The 15524-nt window shown below is 68.9% G+C and carries 11 protein-coding genes; 7 read left to right on the top strand and 4 right to left on the bottom strand.

Annotation, left to right across the window (positions count from 1 at the left end; all coding sequences use genetic code 11):
• Positions 1 to 5: 5 nt before the first annotated feature.
• The 4 genes from hemC to hemL all read left to right on the top strand — a co-directional run bounded on the left by hemC (position 6) and on the right by hemL (position 4374).
• Positions 6 to 989, top strand: coding sequence for a hydroxymethylbilane synthase (hemC, locus tag PCK14_RS04620; RefSeq protein WP_269937301.1), 984 nt, complete (start codon positions 6 to 8; stop codon positions 987 to 989).
• Positions 990 to 1132: 143 nt separating this feature from the next.
• A complete protein-coding gene (locus PCK14_RS04615; protein WP_269937300.1) occupies positions 1133 to 2050 on the top strand; it encodes a uroporphyrinogen-III synthase in 918 nt (305 codons plus the stop codon).
• Complete coding sequence (gene hemB / locus PCK14_RS04610) at positions 2047 to 3024, top strand: porphobilinogen synthase (protein WP_269937299.1); 978 nt, start codon at positions 2047 to 2049, stop codon at positions 3022 to 3024. Before PCK14_RS04615 ends, hemB begins: the two co-directional genes overlap by 4 nt.
• Before the next feature lie 42 nt (positions 3025 to 3066).
• Positions 3067 to 4374: a glutamate-1-semialdehyde 2,1-aminomutase gene (hemL, locus tag PCK14_RS04605; RefSeq protein ID WP_269937298.1), complete on the top strand. Its 1308-nt coding sequence runs from the start codon at positions 3067 to 3069 to the stop codon at positions 4372 to 4374.
• Positions 4375 to 4562: 188 nt separating this feature from the next.
• Here hemL and PCK14_RS04600 read toward each other — a convergent pair whose 3' ends face one another.
• The 4 genes from PCK14_RS04600 to PCK14_RS04585 all read right to left on the bottom strand — a co-directional run bounded on the left by PCK14_RS04600 (position 4563) and on the right by PCK14_RS04585 (position 8075).
• Complete coding sequence (locus tag PCK14_RS04600) at positions 4563 to 5300, bottom strand: amino acid ABC transporter ATP-binding protein (protein WP_269937297.1); 738 nt, start codon at positions 5298 to 5300, stop codon at positions 4563 to 4565.
• Positions 5297 to 6061: an amino acid ABC transporter permease gene (locus PCK14_RS04595; RefSeq protein ID WP_269937296.1), complete on the bottom strand. Its 765-nt coding sequence runs from the start codon at positions 6059 to 6061 to the stop codon at positions 5297 to 5299. Before PCK14_RS04595 ends, PCK14_RS04600 begins: the two co-directional genes overlap by 4 nt.
• A gap of 3 nt (positions 6062 to 6064) precedes the next feature.
• On the bottom strand, positions 6065 to 7003 hold the full coding sequence (locus tag PCK14_RS04590) for an ABC transporter substrate-binding protein (RefSeq protein ID WP_269937295.1): 939 nt from the start codon (positions 7001 to 7003) through the stop codon (positions 6065 to 6067).
• 376 nt (positions 7004 to 7379) lie between these two features.
• A complete protein-coding gene (locus tag PCK14_RS04585) occupies positions 7380 to 8075 on the bottom strand; it encodes a 3'-5' exonuclease (protein ID WP_269937294.1) in 696 nt (231 codons plus the stop codon).
• Positions 8076 to 8142: 67 nt separating this feature from the next.
• Between PCK14_RS04585 and PCK14_RS04580 the strand changes: the two genes are divergently transcribed.
• Genes PCK14_RS04580 through PCK14_RS04570 form a run of 3 tightly spaced genes read left to right on the top strand, consistent with a single transcriptional unit; the run spans position 8143 to position 15517 of the window.
• Entirely contained in the window at positions 8143 to 8592 is a 450-nt protein-coding gene (locus PCK14_RS04580; protein WP_269937293.1) for an MGMT family protein, read from the top strand.
• The gene (locus PCK14_RS04575) at positions 8589 to 12005 is read left to right on the top strand and encodes an ATP-dependent helicase (RefSeq protein WP_269937292.1); all 3417 of its coding nucleotides are present in this window, start codon (positions 8589 to 8591) and stop codon (positions 12003 to 12005) included. The genes PCK14_RS04580 and PCK14_RS04575 overlap by 4 nt, the downstream gene beginning before the upstream one ends.
• Complete coding sequence (locus tag PCK14_RS04570) at positions 12002 to 15517, top strand: ATP-dependent helicase (protein ID WP_269937291.1); 3516 nt, start codon at positions 12002 to 12004, stop codon at positions 15515 to 15517. Before PCK14_RS04575 ends, PCK14_RS04570 begins: the two co-directional genes overlap by 4 nt.
• The last annotated feature ends 7 nt before the right edge of the window (positions 15518 to 15524 follow it).

The raw sequence follows: 15524 nt of genomic DNA, 5'->3' as shown, positions 1-15524 counted from the left end.
AAACAATGGCAAGTGTGAAAATTGGAACCCGCGGAAGCAAGCTGGCCCTGAGCCAGACCCAGCAAATCACCGACCGGCTGTGCGCCGTCGGCGGCTTTGAAGCCGAGATCATCCCCATCAAGACCGACGGCGACGTCCTGACCGGCCCGCTGTCCCAAATGGGCGGCACCGGGGTGTTCGCCGCCGAACTGCGCGCCGCCGTCCTGGACGGGCGCGTGGACGTTGCCGTGCACTCGCTCAAGGACCTGCCCACGGCAGCGGTCCCGGGCCTTGCACTGGCCGCCGTGCCCGTGCGCGAAGACGCCCGCGACGCCCTCTGCGCGCGGGACGGCCTGAAGCTCTCGGAGCTGCCCATGGGCGCCACCGTGGGCACGGGCTCCCCCCGCCGGGCAGCCCAGCTGCTGGCTGCCCGCTCCGACCTGAACATCGTGGACATCCGCGGCAACGTGGACACCCGGCTGGGCCGCGTCCCCGGCCTGCCGGGCAACGCCGTGGTGGACCCGGAGCCGGGCAAGGTGGCCGACCTGGATGCCGTGGTGCTCGCCGCCGCCGGCCTGTCCCGGATTGGCCGGCTGGACACCGTCACCGAATTCCTGGACACCGACGTCATGCTCCCGGCCCCCGGCCAGGGCGCACTCGCGCTGGAATGCCGCACCGACGACGCCCAGCTCACGGGCGTCCTAGGCCAGTCGCTGTCGGCCATTGACGATCAGGACACGCGCCTGGCCGTCACCGCCGAACGCGCCCTGCTGGCCCGCCTCGAAGCCGGCTGCAGCGCACCCGTGGGTGCTTTCGCGCACCGCAAGGGCTCCATGCTCTACCTGGAAACCGTTGTGGCATCGCTCGACGGCGCCCGCACCATGCGCCTGAAGAAGGCCACCGACGGCCTCACCTCCGTTGGCGCCACCCTGCTGGGCATTGAGCTGGCCGAGGAACTCCTCGCCGGCGGCGCAGCGGACCTGGCGGAACTGGCCGGCTCCGCGCAATGACCGACAGTGGCGGGCCGCGCCAGGACCGGCGTTCCCTCGGCGACTTTCCGGCCAATCGGCCGCGGGCGGCCTCGGCCTCCCTGACGTCGCCTACGGAAACGCCGGCTCCTGGCGCCGGACCGCTGTGGGGCTTGCGCGTTGCCGTGACCAGGAGTGTTGACCGGGCTGGCGGCCTGCTCGCCGCGCTCGAGGCCGCCGGTGCCGAGCCGGTCCTGGTGCCGCTCATCGACTTTGAAACGGCCGATCCTTCGGGACTGGGGGCCGCCATGCAGCGCCTGGCCGCGGGGGAGTTCAGCTGGCTTGTGGTCAGCTCCATTACCACGGTGCGGGCCATGAAACAGTGGTGCCAGGCTGCCGGGACAACACTTGCACAGCTCATTCCAGCGTCGACGTCCGTGGCCACGATAGGCCCCACCTCGGTTGCCGTCCTGGCGGCCGAAGGTGTGGACGCCGTGCTGGCGCCAACTGACCTGCAATCGGCCGCCGGGCTCGTGGCCCTGTGGCCAGGGTTCGATCCGGCAGCTGGCACGGACCGCGTGCTGCTGCCGCAGTCCGACCTTGCCGAACGCACCCTCGTGGACGGCATCGCCGCCAAGGGCTGGACTCCGGAAGTCGTCACCGCCTACCGGACGGTCGACTACCCTGCACGCGAGGGGCGCCGACTGACTGCCACGCTGGCGGGCAGGTCTCCGGGTCTCGACAAGCTCGACCACCGGGACAAGCTCGACCACCGGGACAAGCTCGACCACGGGGACAAGCTCGACCACCGGGGGCACCCTGTCATCACCCCTGCCGAGGCGGCGGGGGAGATGCGCGCCGGGGCGATTGGCGCCGTCGTGCTTGCCTCGGGGAGCGCGGCGCGGCGGGTGGCTGAAACCATGGCGCCGCTGCCGGACAGCTGCCTGGTGGTAGCCATCGGCCAGCCCACCCGGGACGAGGCACAGCGGCTGGGCCTGCGGGTTGCCGCGACGGCGCAGCAGCCCACGCCGGCGGGGATCGTCGCAGCACTGGCCGCGGCCCGCACCACACTTCACAAGTTGCAAGAGACGGAGTCACCATGAGTTTCCCCCAGCACCGCCCGCGCCGCCTGCGCACCACGGCCGCCATGCGCAAGCTGGTGAGCGAGTTCCGGCTGGCCCCGCAGGATTTGATCCTGCCGGTGTTCATCCGGGAGGACCTCAGCGAGCCCAAGCCCATCACGTCCATGCCCGGCGTCGTGCAGCACACCACGGCGTCGCTCGTGGCGGCCGCGCGCCAGGCCCGCGACCTGGGACTGGGCGGCATCATGCTGTTCGGCATCCCCGCCGAACGCGACGCCACGGGATCCGCCGGGCTGGACCCGTTTGGCGTGTTGAACAAGGCCATCCGGGACGTCCGCGCCGTGGTCGGGGACTCCCTGGTGGTCATGAGCGACCTCTGCCTGGATGAGTTCACCGACCACGGGCACTGCGGTGTGCTGGATGCCGCAGGCAACGTGGACAATGACGCCACCTTGGCGGTCTACGCAAAAATGGCCGTGGCCCAGGCGTCGGCCGGCGCGCATGTTGTGGCGCCGTCGGGCATGATGGACGGCCAGGTGGCCGTGATCCGCGAGGCGCTGGACGCCGCCGGATATGAAGATGTTTCCGTGCTGGCGTACGCCGCCAAGTACGCCTCCGCGTTCTACGGCCCCTTCCGCGAAGCCGTGGACTCGCAGCTGCAGGGCGACCGCCGCACGTACCAGATGGACCCCGGCAACCGCCGCGAGGCGCTGCACGAGGTGGAACTGGACCTGGCCGAAGGGGCTGACATTGTCATGGTCAAGCCGGCCATGAGCTACCTGGACATCCTGGCCGACGTTGCCGCCATGAGCCCCGTGCCCGTTGCGGCCTACCAAATCTCCGGCGAGTACGCCATGATCGAGGCCGCCGCCGCCAACGGCTGGATCAACCGACGCGGCGCCATCGAGGAATCGGTGCTGAGCATCAAGCGCGCCGGCGCCAACATGATCCTGACGTACTGGGCGGCCGAACTGGCCGGCTGGCTGCGCGACTAACTCTTCCCCTCCCTCCCCAGCCCTTCCCAGCAAAGGAACCCCATGACCAGCTCGCAGGAACTTTTTGACCGCGCCAAGACCCTCATGCCCGGCGGGGTGAACTCGCCAGTGCGCGCCTTTGGCTCCGTGGGCGGAACGCCGCGTTTCATGGTGAACGCCAAGGGCGCCTACCTCACCGACGCCGACGGCCGCGACTACGTGGACCTGGTGTGCTCCTGGGGCCCGGCCCTGCTGGGCCACGCCCACCCCGACGTGCTCGCAGCCGTCCACGCCGCCGTGGACCACGGCCTGAGCTTCGGCGCCTCCACCCCGGCCGAAAGCGAACTGGCCGCCCTGGTGCAGGGCCGTGTGTCCGGCGTCGAGCGCCTGCGCATGGTCTCCACTGGCACCGAGGCCACCATGACGGCCGTGCGCCTGGCCCGCGGCTTCACGGGCCGCGACCTGATCATCAAGTTCGCCGGCTGCTACCACGGCCACCTGGACTCCCTGCTGGCCGCCGCCGGCTCGGGCCTGGCCACCCTGGCGCTGCCCGGCTCCGCCGGCGTCACCGCCGCAACCGCTGCCGAAACCCTGGTGCTGCCGTACAACGACCTCGCCGCCGTTGAAGCCGCATTTGCCGCCCATGGCGACCGGATTGCCGCCGTCATCACCGAGGCCGCGCCCGCCAACATGGGCGTTGTCACCCCGGGGGAGGGCTTCAACGCCGGGCTGTCCCGCATCACCTCCGCCAACGGCGCGTTGCTCATCCTGGACGAGGTCCTGACCGGCTTCCGCGTTGGTGCGGCCGGCTACTGGGGCCTGACCGGCGCCACCGAGGGCTGGACCCCCGACCTGTTCACCTTTGGCAAGGTCATTGGCGGAGGGCTTCCCACGGCGGCCCTTGGCGGCCGCGCGGACGTCATGGACTACCTGGCGCCCCTGGGCCCGGTCTACCAGGCGGGCACCCTGTCCGGAAACCCGGTGGCCATGGCCGCCGGCGTCGCCACCCTGACCGCGGCTACTTCCGCTGTCTACGCCACGGTGGATGCGCGTTCCCTGGAACTGTCCGCGGCGCTGTCCGGCGCACTGTCCGCCGAGGGCGTGGACCACTCCATCCAGAGGGCCGGGAACCTGTTCTCGGTGGCGTTCGGCACCTCAGCCAACGGCGTCCACAACTACGACGACGCCCAGGCCCAGGAAGCGTTCCGCTACGCACCGTTCTTCCACTCCATGCTGGACTCCGGTGTCTACCTGCCGCCGAGCGTGTTCGAGGCCTGGTTCCTGTCCGCCGCGCACGACGACGCCGCCATGAACCGCATCTTCGCAGCCCTGCCCGCGGCGGCCAAGGCAGCGGCTTCCGCCTCCGCATAACCGCACCTTTCGGCACAACCGCACCTTTGACGCTTATCCGCGTTCAGTTGACCACGGATAAGCGGGAAAGGTGCGGTTTTGCGTGGTGGCGGCGGATGGACCCGAGCTGCCCGTTAACCAACGACGGCGGCACCTTCCTGACGCTTGAAGCGAAAGGAAAGTGCCGCCGTCGAACTTTGGCGTGGGGACTAGAGCACGTCCGAGAGGAAGCCCTTGAGGCGGTCCGTCTTCGGGGCCGTGAACAGCTCCTCGGGCGAGCCGGTCTCCACTACAACGCCGGCATCCATGAAGGTCACGGTGTCGGATACGTTGCGGGAGAAGCCCATCTCGTGCGTGACCACAACCATTGTCATGCCGCCCTTGGACAGGTCCGTCATGAGCGCCAGGACGCCCTTGACCAGCTCCGGGTCCAGGGCGCTGGTGGCCTCGTCAAAGAACATGACTTCCGGTTCCATGGCCAGTGCGCGGGCAATGGCCACGCGCTGCTGCTGGCCACCGGATAGGTTGCCCGGCCGGGCGTCGGCCTTGTGCGCCAGGCCCACAAGCTCGAGTTGTTCCAGGGCCTTGGCGTTGGCCTGGTCCTTGGACATCTTGCGCAGCTTGACCAGTGCCAGGGAAACGTTTTGCAGCACTGTCTTGTGCGGGAACAAGTTGAACTGCTGGAACACCATGCCGATGCGGCGGCGCAGCTCGTCCGGGTTGTCCTTGAGGACTGACTTGCCGTCCAGCACGATGTCGCCCTGGTCGGGCTCGATGAGGCGGTTCATGACGCGCAGCAGCGTGGACTTGCCCGAACCTGACGGGCCGATCACGGAAGCCGTGGTGCCCTGGGGTACGTGCAGGTCAATGCCGCGCAGCACCTTGTTGGAGCCGAAGGCCAAATGGATGTTGCTGGCGGTCAGGGACCCCGAGTTGAATTCGCTCATGCCTGGGCACCCTTTCCAATGATTGCTGCCTTCTCGTCCGGTTCGACCTTCTGTGCCTTGCCTTCACGCATGCGCTTGTCGATGTAGTTGACCAGGTGGGTCAAGGGAACCGTCATGCACAGGTACAGCACGCCGGCGGCGATCAGGGGAGACATGTTCCCTGAGTTGGCCGCCGAGTCGTTGGCAACGCGATAAATTTCGCGCTGAGTGGCGGTCACGCCCAGCAGATAGACCAGCGAGGACTCCTTGATCAAGGAGATGAGCTGATTGACCAAGGCCGGCAGAACACGGCGGATGCCTTGAGGAATAACCACAAGGATCATGGCCGAGCCGTAGCTGAATCCCAAGGCCCGTGATGCCTCAAGCTGTCCCTTGTCAACACTCTGAATTCCCGAACGGAAGATCTCGCCGATGTAGGCCGCAGCCATCAAGGTCAAAGCGAAAATAGCCAGCGGGAAGGGGTTGGTGATGCCCGTCAACTGGCGAAGAATCGGGCCAAGCCCAATACCAATGATCACGATGACGAGGATCGCCGGAAGGCCACGGAAAATATCCGTGTAAACCCGGGCTATCCAACGCGACACAGGGTTGCGTGAGATGCCCATGACGGCCAATATCAGGCCGAAGAAACAGCCCAGGATGGCCGATGATGCGGCGAGGATCAAAGTGTTGGGCAGACCGACAGTGAGCATCTGGGGGACAACTTCCCCCATGGCCTGCCAGTCAAAGAATGTCTTAAGGAACTGCTCGAGTACGTCCATAGGTTATGCCTTGGGGAGAGTTACAGCCTTGGACCCGGGGGTCCAATCCTTGGGGGTTTCGCGCTCCGGGTACCATTCCTTGGACAGCTTGGACCAGGTTCCGTCGGCTACAACAGCATCCAAACCGGAGTTCAGTGCGTCGATGAGTGCCTTGTTGTCGGAGTTCACGGCGTAGGCCACGAAGTTCTGCGTGTTGATGATCGACTCAGCAATTGCCGTGCCGTCGCCGTCCTTGACCTGTCCCGATGCCTGCTGCGAAGGCGCAACCCAAGCGTCGATCTGGCCGGTCTTCAGGTTCGCGTAGACCGAGTTGTAGTCGGCGAAACGCACCGGCTCCAGCTTGAGCGTGTTGCTGACGTAGTCATCCTGCACCGAGCCCTGAACCACACCGACGCGGGTGCTGGCGCTCAAGTCCTTGAAGCCCTTGACAGCTGAATCGGTCTTGGCCACAACGGCCATGTAGCCGAAGTCGTAACCGTTGGTGAAGCCAACATTGGCACGACGCTTGTCAGTGGTGGAGATCGAGGAGGAGCCGACGTCGAACGTCTTGTTCTGAACCTGGGCGAGCAGGCCGGAGAAGTCGGTGGACTTGAATTCAACCTTCAAGTCCAGCTTCGCGGCCATGGCGCGCAGCAGCTCGTTGTCGAAGCCGGTGAACTTGCCGCTCTTGTCCAGGAAGATGTTCGGCGGGGCGTCGGACAGGGTGCCCACGGTGATGGTGCCGGGGACGATCAGGCCCAGGGCCGCGGTGTCGATCTTGTCCAGCGGCGTGACGTCGGCGGTGGTGTACTTGTCCAGCGAGACCTGGTCGCTGCCGGCCAGTGCATCGGTGGGCTTGGCGGAGCTGGTGTCACCGGCACCGCCGCCGCAAGCGGCAAGCGAGAAGGCAAGAGCAACGGCAACCGGGACGGTTGTGAGCCACTTCAGGGCAGATTTCTTCATCAAACTTTCACTTTCATTGCAGGTGACCTGCCCGAAAGACGACGCGGCAGGGGTAAGCATTGGGGTTGGGAGACGGATGAAGAAACTCTCAGGAGCTTCCTAGCAGAACTCAACCAACAAAACTAAATTATGTCACCCGGGCCAAAAATGTGGCAGATGCGAATTTATGCGAAGCCAAATGGCTGTTCGCGGGGGAATTGGGCGGACAATGGCCCTGTTTGCCGTGCGGTGGACCTCCGGCGGGCCAGGCGGGCTGCACGATTGACGGGCCAAAAAGTTCCCGCAGCTCGCAGGGGCAAATGTGATTTGCCCCACGCGCCGCCGGGTTTACGCGCCGCGCGGGTTCACGGCCAGCGGGCCGCCGGGCCAGTCCCGGTCAGTCCCGCGGCGGCAGGACGGGCCAGTCGCCCTCAATGACGGCGGCGGGGTCCTTGGCGCGGCGCAGGTATGCCTGGAAGTCGGCGGCTTGTTCCCGCGCCCACACCACCTGGGCGTTGTGCAGGTCCATGGCGTCGCCGCGCAGTGTGCCGTACTTGGCCGCCAGCGCATCAGCCAGGCGCAGCGTGGCCTCGGCGTCTGCGGCGGAGGTGTGGGCGTCGTCGAGCTTGATGCCGTATTCCTCGCACAGGGCCACCAGGGTGCGGCTGCCACGGCGGAACTTGTCCACGTTCTTGTTGCAGATGAAGGGGTCGATCACCGGTGCTGGGGTGATCTGTTCCAGTCCGTGCCGGCGGGCCTCGTGGGCCAGGACGGTGAAGTCGTAGCTGGCGTTGAAGGCGATGACGGGGATGTTGTTGGCAAAGAGGGTGGCCAGCACGGCCCCCACCTCGGCGGCGACCTGATCGGCGGGGCGGCCGTTCTCAACCGCATGCGCCGTTGTCACGCCGTGGATGGCCGAGGCCTCCTCAGGGATGTCCACGCCGGGGTTGGCCAGCCACTCGTAGCTTTCGGCAACGGCACCGGCGTCGTCAACCATCACGATTGAGGCCGTCACGATCCGGGCCTCGCGCGGGTCCTTGCCCGTGGTTTCGAGGTCGAAGGCGGCGCGGGGGTGCATGCTCCAGCTAGTCATGCCACTTACGCTACCTGCTGGCACCCACATCGACGTATCCGGCCCGCGTGCGAACTACGCTGGAACCATGCGTGAGCAGTATGTTGAAGCAGTCCTGGCCGTGGCGGAGCTGGTGCCGCCGGCCCGGGTCCTCTCCTATGGGGACATTGCTGCCCTGCTGGAGAGCGGCGGGCCGCGGCAGGTGGGCGCCGTCATGTCCCACCACGGCAGCGCCGTGCCCTGGTGGCGTGTCATCCGGTCCTCGGGCGACGCCCCCGCCGGCCATGAGGGCGAGGCACTGCGGGCCTACCGCCAGGAGCAGACGGCACTGCGCGGGGACACCTCGCCCCAGCCGGCCGGGAAACCGCCAGCCTGGCGGGTGGACATGAAGGCCGCCCGCTGGAACCCCGAGGAGGCCGACTTTGTGCGCATTGACGCCATCGCGGCCCTGCTCCATGACTCGGACGACGCCGGACCCCTCACGGACACTGCGGCGGTGCCCTCAATGTCAGTGGCCCGTGATGGACTGGGAGCATGAGCCAGCAAGCAGCACAGTCGAAACAGGCACCTTCGCACAAACAGCCGCCTGTGCCGAAGCTGACGCTCGTTGCCCCCGCCTCGGGGGCACGCACGGCCCCGCAGCTCAGCGCCGACCAGCAGGCTGTTGTGGAGCTGCCGCCCGGCACCGGGCCCGTGCTGGTCTGGGGCGCGCCCGGAACCGGCAAGACCACAGTGCTCATCGAGGCCTCCGTGGCCCGCATGGAGCGCGGCGGCGTGGACCCCGGACGCGCCATCCTGCTGGCCCCCTCCCGCCTGGCCGCGGCACGGCTGCGCGACGGCTTCAGTGCGCGGCTGCGCCAAAGCGTTGGCACCTCCCCGGCCAGGACCTGGTCCTCCTACGCCTTTGACCTGCTGCGCCGGGCCAAGGTGGAGGGCCGCATGCCCCACCTGGACGGCCCGCCGCGGCTCATGAGCGGGCCCGAGCAGGACCTCATCATCAGGGACCTGCTGGCCGGACACCGGCTTGGCCTGGGCACGGCGCCGCAGTGGCCGGCGGAACTGCAGGACGCCCTAGACACCCGCGGCTTCCGGCAGGAGGTCCGCCAGCTCTTTGACCGCGTCATTGAATACGGGCTCATCCCCGAGGAACTGGCCGAGCTGGGACACGCCAACCAGCGCCCCGACTGGGTGGCCGCGGCATCGCTGTACCGCGAATACCGGGATGTGGTGGATTGGGGGAAGTCCGGCTCGTTCGACCCCGCCGGCATCATCACGGCCGCCACCACACTGCTGCAGCTGGACCCCGAATTCCTGGCCCAGGAGCGGGCGCGCCTGCAGCTGGTGGTGGTGGATGACATCCAGGAGGCCAACAAGGCCGTGCATGAACTGCTGGCCCTGGTGGGGCGCGGCAAGGACGTGCTCGTGGCGGCGTCCCCTGACACCGTGGTCCAGGGCTTCCGCGGCGCCCGCCCGGACCTCGTCCCATCGCTGGGCGGATTGCTCGGCACGGAAACGCACCCGCTGCGGCAGTTCGCGCTGTCCACCTCGCACCGGATGGGGCCGGAACTGGCCGCCGCCTGGTCCGGGGTGGCGGACCGCATCTTCCAGGTCCGCGGCGGCCACAAGGCCCGTGAGTTCTCCTGGCCACCAGCCGCTGCCGCAAACCAGGCGCAGGGAGGGCCGGGCGCGGCGGCCGGGGACCCGGCGTCGAACCTGGCGGAACCGGCCGGCGATGAAATCTTCGGCGGGGAACCGGTGGTCAGCGCCCACGTGGTGGCCTCGGAGGTGCACGAGCTGCGCCTCGTGGCAGAACGCATCCTGCACCTGCAGCACCTGCGCGGGCACAGCCTGGGCGAGGTGGCCGTCATTGTGCGCACCGGCTCGGCGCTGGCCGCCCTGCAGCGCTACCTGAGCTCGCAGGGCATTGCCATCAAGGTGCCCGTGGCCGAGAACCCCGTGCGGGACGAGCCCGCCGTGCGGCCGCTCCTTGAGGCCTTCGGCGCGGCCCTGGCGCCGGAGACGCTCGACGCCGAGGCGTGCGTGGCACTGCTGACCTCGCGGCTGGGGCGCTCCACCTCGCTGCACCTGCGCCGCCTGCGCCAGGCCCTGCGGCAACAGGAATTCCACGCCGGTGGCGGCCGGGCCAGCGACGAACTGCTTGTCGAGGCCCTGCTGGATCCGGAGAAACTGGCGCCTCTGGGCTGGGAGGCCGCCAACGCCCGCCGCATTGCTGCCATGCTCGCCGCGGGCCGTGTCGCCGTGGCCGAGCCTGGCGCCAACGCCGAAACCGTGCTCTGGGCGCTGTGGGACGCCTGCGACAGCTCGGCCCTGTGGGAGACGCAGGCGCTGCACGGCGGGCCAACCGGCATCCGCGCCGACCGCGACCTGGACGCCGTCATGGCCCTGTTCCAGACGGCGGAACGCTACGTGGACCAGCTCCCCGGCTCCAGCCCGCAGCAGTTCCTGGACTACCTCATGAGCCAGGAACTGCCCATGGACACCCTGGCAGCCCGCGCCCAGCGCAGCGACGCCGTGGAAATCCTCACCCCCGCCAGCGCCGCCGGGCGCGAATGGCCCGTGGTCATTGTGTCCGGGCTGCAGGAGGGCGTCTGGCCCAACACGCGGCTGCGCGGCGAGCTGCTGGGCAGCCAGCTGCTGGTCGACGTGCTGGAAAAGGGCGCGGAGGCGGCACGGCAGATTGACCCCGCCGCCAGGCTGCGCGACATCCGCTACGACGAACTGCGCAGCTTTGCCGCGGCCATTTCCCGCGCCGGGCGCAGGCTCATTCTCACCGCGGCCGCCGGCCACGACCTCCAGCCCTCGCAATTCATCGACCTGGCCGCCCCCTACATCCCGGTGACGGACTCCGGCGGCGAATCGCAGTACCCTGTGCGCCCCGTGGAGCAGGTGCCGCGCCCCATGACGCTGCGCTCGCTCGTGGCGGAGCTGCGCCAGGAATCCGAGATGCACGCCGAGCCCGAGGCCGCCAGGATGCTTGCCACCCTGGCCGGGCAAAACGTGCCCGGCGCCGCACCCGCCCAGTGGTGGGGGCTGCTGCCGTTGAGCAGCAACACCCCGATCGTGGCGCCGGGAGAGGTGGTGACGGTGTCGCCGTCGAAGGTTGAGGAGGTGCTGAAATCCCCCCTGAACTGGTTTGTCCGGGCCGCCGGGGGAGAGGCCGCCACCGACTTTGCCCGCAGCCTCGGCACGCTCATCCATGGCATCGCCCAGGACATCCCGGACGGTGCCGGGCACGAATACCTCGCCGAGCTTGACCGGCGCTGGCCCTCCCTGGGCCTGCCGGAATCGTGGGAAACGGACCAGGACTACCAGCGCGCCAAGGACATGCTGGGCAAGCTGGCCCAATACGTGATCAACGCGCGCCAGCAGGGCCGCACCCTGGTGGGCGTGGAGGAAAACTTCACTGTGGACCTGGGCGAGCTGCCCCCCGAAACGCCACCCGACAGCGCCGGGGCATCAAGTCCCGCCGCGCCTGCGGGGGAGGGCCGCGTGGTGCGCCTGCGCGGCCAGGTGGACAGGCTCGAGGCGGACGCCGACGGCAGGCTGGTCGTGGTGGACATCAAGACCGGGCGCAGCAAGCCCACCAAGGCGCAGGTGGAGGAACATCCGCAGCTCGGCGCCTACCAGGTGGCAGTGCATGCCGGCGGCTTTGCCGAACAGGCCGCGGCCGCGGGATTCCCCGCGGCGGTATCCGGCGGTGCCGCGCTGCTGCCGCTGGGCGACGGCACCAAGTCCGTCAAGACCCAGGACCAGGCGCCCATGGTGCCCGGCAGCGAGCACGACCCCACCCGCAAGGTCATGGAGGCGGCCCTGCTCATGGCCCAGGCGGCCTTCCCGGCCCGCCACGGGGCCGATTGGAACCCGCGCAACGGCTGCCCCCTGCCCACCATCTGCCCCCTGTGCCCGGAAGGGAAGCAAATCACCGAATGAGCCAGCCAACACCCGCGGACACCGCGGACCTCCAGGAACCGGCGGGGCCCGCGGCCCCGCAACGCGTGCTGAGCCCCTACGAGCTCGCCGAACTGCTCGAGCAGCGCCCGCCCACGGCGGAACAAGCTGCCATCATCGCCTCCCCGCTGGAGCCCCTGCTGGTCATTGCCGGGGCAGGCTCCGGCAAGACCACCACCATGGCCGACCGCGTGGTCTGGCTCGTGGCCAACGGGCTGGTCCGCCCGGAGGAGATCCTTGGCGTCACCTTCACCCGCAAGGCCGCCGGCGAGCTGGCCTCGCGGATCCGCGGCCAACTGGCCAAGCTGGGCACGCTGGCCCGCTCGGGCGAGGTGGAGCTGGCCCCCGCAGCTGCCGCCCGCGACGCCCTGGAACCCAAGGTCTCCACCTACCACTCCTACGCCAGCGGCATCGTCACCGACTACGGCCTGCGCCTGGGCATTGAGCGCGACGCCGTGGTCATGGGCGCCGCCGAGGCCTGGCAGCTGGCCAGCGAGGTGGTGGCCGGCCATGACGGCGCCCACGAGCACTTCACGGCAGCCAAGTCCACGCTCATCCAGTCCGTCATGGACCTGGCCGGCGAATGCGCCGAACACCTGCAGGATCCCGAACACGTTATCGAGGTGATCGAGGGCTACCTGGCCGGCTTTGAGGCGCTGCCCTACATTGCCGAGACCCCCAAGCCGCGCACGGCCGCCGTCAACAAGCAGCTGGACGTGCTGCGGACCCGCGCCTCCGTGGCCGCCCTGGTGCAAAAATATGCCGAGGCCAAGCGGCGCCGCAACGTGCTGGACTACGGCGACCTCGTGGCCCTGGCCGCCCGCATTGCCCGCGACGTGCCGCATGCCGCCGAGATGGAGCGCCAGCGCTTCAAGGTGGTGCTGCTGGATGAATTCCAGGACACCTCGCACGCCCAGCTGCAGCTCTTCGCCGAACTGTTCGGCGCCGGCCACCCCGTCACGGCCGTGGGCGATCCCCACCAGTCCATTTACGGCTTCCGGGGCGCGTCCGCCGGGCAGCTGTTCCGCTTCCCGGAGATCTTCCTCAAGTCCGACGGCGGGTACGCACCGACTGCCGAACTCACCATTGCGTGGCGCAACTCCGCGCACATCCTGGCCGCGGCCAACGTCATGTCCGCAGAGCTCACAGCAGCCCAGGCCCGCAAGGCCAACGCCAAGCTGGCCGCCGGGCTCAGCGGCGGCGAACGCGCCGCCGCGGGCCCGCGCGTCGTGGTCTCGCCGCTGCGCGAGAAGCCGCAGGCCCCGGACGGCGAGGTGCTGCTGGCCCGCTACGGCACAGAACTCGACGAGGCACAGGCAGTGGCCGAGGAAATCCTTGCCTGCAAGGGGGACTTCAGCCACCGGGGCGGCGCCCAGGGCGCCATGACGGTGGCAGTGCTGTGCCGACGCCGTGCGCAGTTTGCCAGGTTCCAGTCCGCCTTTGAGGCCCGGGGCATCCCCTACGAGATTGTGGGGCTGGGAGGCCTGCTGGGCACGCCGGAGATTGTGGACCTCGTGTCCACGCTGCGGGTCATTGCCGACCCCGGCCGCTCGGACGCGCTCATGCGGCTGCTGACGGGGGCCCGGTGGAGGATCGGCCCGGCCGACCTCATGGCCTTCTCCGACTGGGCCCGCCACCTGGCGCGCCGCCGCGAGTGGGCGGCGCGGAACAAGGTGGACTTTGACGCCTCCGTGCTGCTCGGCGACGGCGTGCAGGAGGCCGGGCCGGACGCCGCCGCGGCTTCAGGCTCTGCAGCACCGGAGCTGGCCGTTGTGACGGCGGACCTGGTGGACGCTTCCTCCCTCGTGGAGGCGCTGGACTACCTGGGTCCGGACTACTGGCCGGAAGCCGCACGGCCGCTCAGTGACGCCGCGCGCACCCGGTTGTTGGCGCTGCGCGACGAGCTGCGCATGCTGCGCACCTTCGTGGGCGAGGACCTAGTCAACCTGCTCGGCGTCGTGGAGCGCACCATGCTGCTGGACATTGAACTGGCCGCCAAGCCCGGCTCCAGCATCCACCACGCCCGCCGCCACCTGGACGCCTTCGCCGACGCCGCGGCCACCTTCATGCAGGCAGCCCAGCGGGTGGACCTGGATGCCTTCCTGGGCTGGCTGGAAACCGCCGAGTCCGAGGAGGGCGGGCTGGAGACCACGGCGGTGGAAAGCAACCCCGACGCCGTGGCCCTGCTGACCGTGCACGCCTCCAAGGGCCTGGAATGGGACGTTGTGTTTGTGCCCGGCATGAACGCAGGCGCTTTCCCCAGCACCCGCGCCGACAGGTGGAGCAACGGGGCCAAGTCGCTGCCGTGGCCCCTGCGCGGGGACCGGGCAGACCTCCCCGAATGGGAACTGGACGTCCCCGACCTCAAGACACTCATGGACAACGAGAAACTGTTCGCCGACGACGTCGCCCTCCACGGCGAGGAGGAGGAACGCCGCCTGGCCTATGTGGCCTTCACCCGGGCCCGCGACTTCCTCATGTGCTCCAGCACCGTGTGGGGCAGCGGCAAGAAGCCGCTGGCCATTTCACCGTTCCTGGGCGAACTGCTGCCACTGGCGGAAGGCGCGGCCCAAACGGCCGCCCTCGGGCCCTGGACGGAGGACCCGGAGGAGGATGCGGAGAACCCCGTCAGCACGGGCGTCGAAACGGCACAATGGCCCTACGACCCCCTGAACGGCCCCGTCATTGTGGGCAGGGCGGGCATGGCCGCGCGGGAGGGCCGGCGCGAGAACGCGGAACGGTCCGCCGCGGCCGTGCGGGACGCCGTTGAGGCATTGGACGCGGACGGTTTGACAGCACCCGGCACCAGACCCTTCCTGGCCCAAAACCCCCGCTGGGGCAAGGAAGTGAGCGTGCTGCTGGCCCAGGAGCACCTGGAAAGCGACCAGCTGCGCGTTGAGCTGCCGCCGCACATTTCCGCCTCGCGGCTCGTGGCCCTGGGCGAGGACCCGGAAAAGGTCACCCGCGCCATGCGCCGGCCCGTGCCCACCAAGCCCGGCATGGCGGCCCGCAAGGGCACAGCGTTCCACGCCTGGATTGAGGAGTACTTCGCCACCACGGGCCAGCTGGACATTGACGAGGAAGCAGGTGCCGACGCCTATGTGGACGAGGCCTACGGCCTTGAGGACATGCAGCAGACGTTCAGGAATTCCGAGTGGGCCAACAGGACCCCGGCGGACTTGGAGGTGCCCATTGAAACCCGGGTGGCCGAGGTGGTGGTCCGCGGCCGCATCGACGCCGTGTTCCGCGACGACGACGGCGGCTGGGACCTCATCGACTGGAAGACCGGCCGGATCCCGTCCAAGGCGCAACTGGCCGTGCGTGGCGTGCAGCTTGCCGTCTACCGGCTGGCCTGGTCAAGGCTCAAGGGCGTCCCGCTGGAGACGGTGCGGGCGGCGTTTTACTACGTGGGCCAGGACAAGCTCATCCGCCCCGTGGACCTGGCCGGGCAGGAGGAACTGGAGGCAATCGTCACCAGCGCCTACTCGGCATGAGCCGCGC

The organism is Arthrobacter sp. HY1533 (assembly GCF_027568515.1).
GTDB lineage: Bacteria > Actinomycetota > Actinomycetes > Actinomycetales > Micrococcaceae > Specibacter.
The sequence above is the reverse complement of the archived record's forward strand: the minus strand, read 5'-3'. Positions and strand labels throughout refer to the sequence as shown.

Bases quoted from the DNA above. Each gene is read 5' to 3' on its own strand.
- hemC (WP_269937301.1), top strand. From the start codon at position 6: ATGGCAAGTGTGAAAATTGGAACCCGCGGAAGCAAGCTGGCCCTGAGC.
- hemB (WP_269937299.1), top strand. From the start codon at position 2,047: ATGAGTTTCCCCCAGCACCGCCCGCGCCGCCTGCGCACCACGGCCGCC.
- hemL (WP_269937298.1), top strand. From the start codon at position 3,067: ATGACCAGCTCGCAGGAACTTTTTGACCGCGCCAAGACCCTCATGCCC.
- PCK14_RS04600 (WP_269937297.1), bottom strand. From the start codon at position 5,300: ATGAGCGAATTCAACTCGGGGTCCCTGACCGCCAGCAACATCCATTTG.
- PCK14_RS04595 (WP_269937296.1), bottom strand. From the start codon at position 6,061: ATGGACGTACTCGAGCAGTTCCTTAAGACATTCTTTGACTGGCAGGCC.
- PCK14_RS04590 (WP_269937295.1), bottom strand. From the start codon at position 7,003: ATGAAGAAATCTGCCCTGAAGTGGCTCACAACCGTCCCGGTTGCCGTT.
- PCK14_RS04585 (WP_269937294.1), bottom strand. From the start codon at position 8,075: ATGACTAGCTGGAGCATGCACCCCCGCGCCGCCTTCGACCTCGAAACC.
- PCK14_RS04580 (WP_269937293.1), top strand. From the start codon at position 8,143: ATGCGTGAGCAGTATGTTGAAGCAGTCCTGGCCGTGGCGGAGCTGGTG.
- PCK14_RS04575 (WP_269937292.1), top strand. From the start codon at position 8,589: ATGAGCCAGCAAGCAGCACAGTCGAAACAGGCACCTTCGCACAAACAG.
- PCK14_RS04570 (WP_269937291.1), top strand. From the start codon at position 12,002: ATGAGCCAGCCAACACCCGCGGACACCGCGGACCTCCAGGAACCGGCG.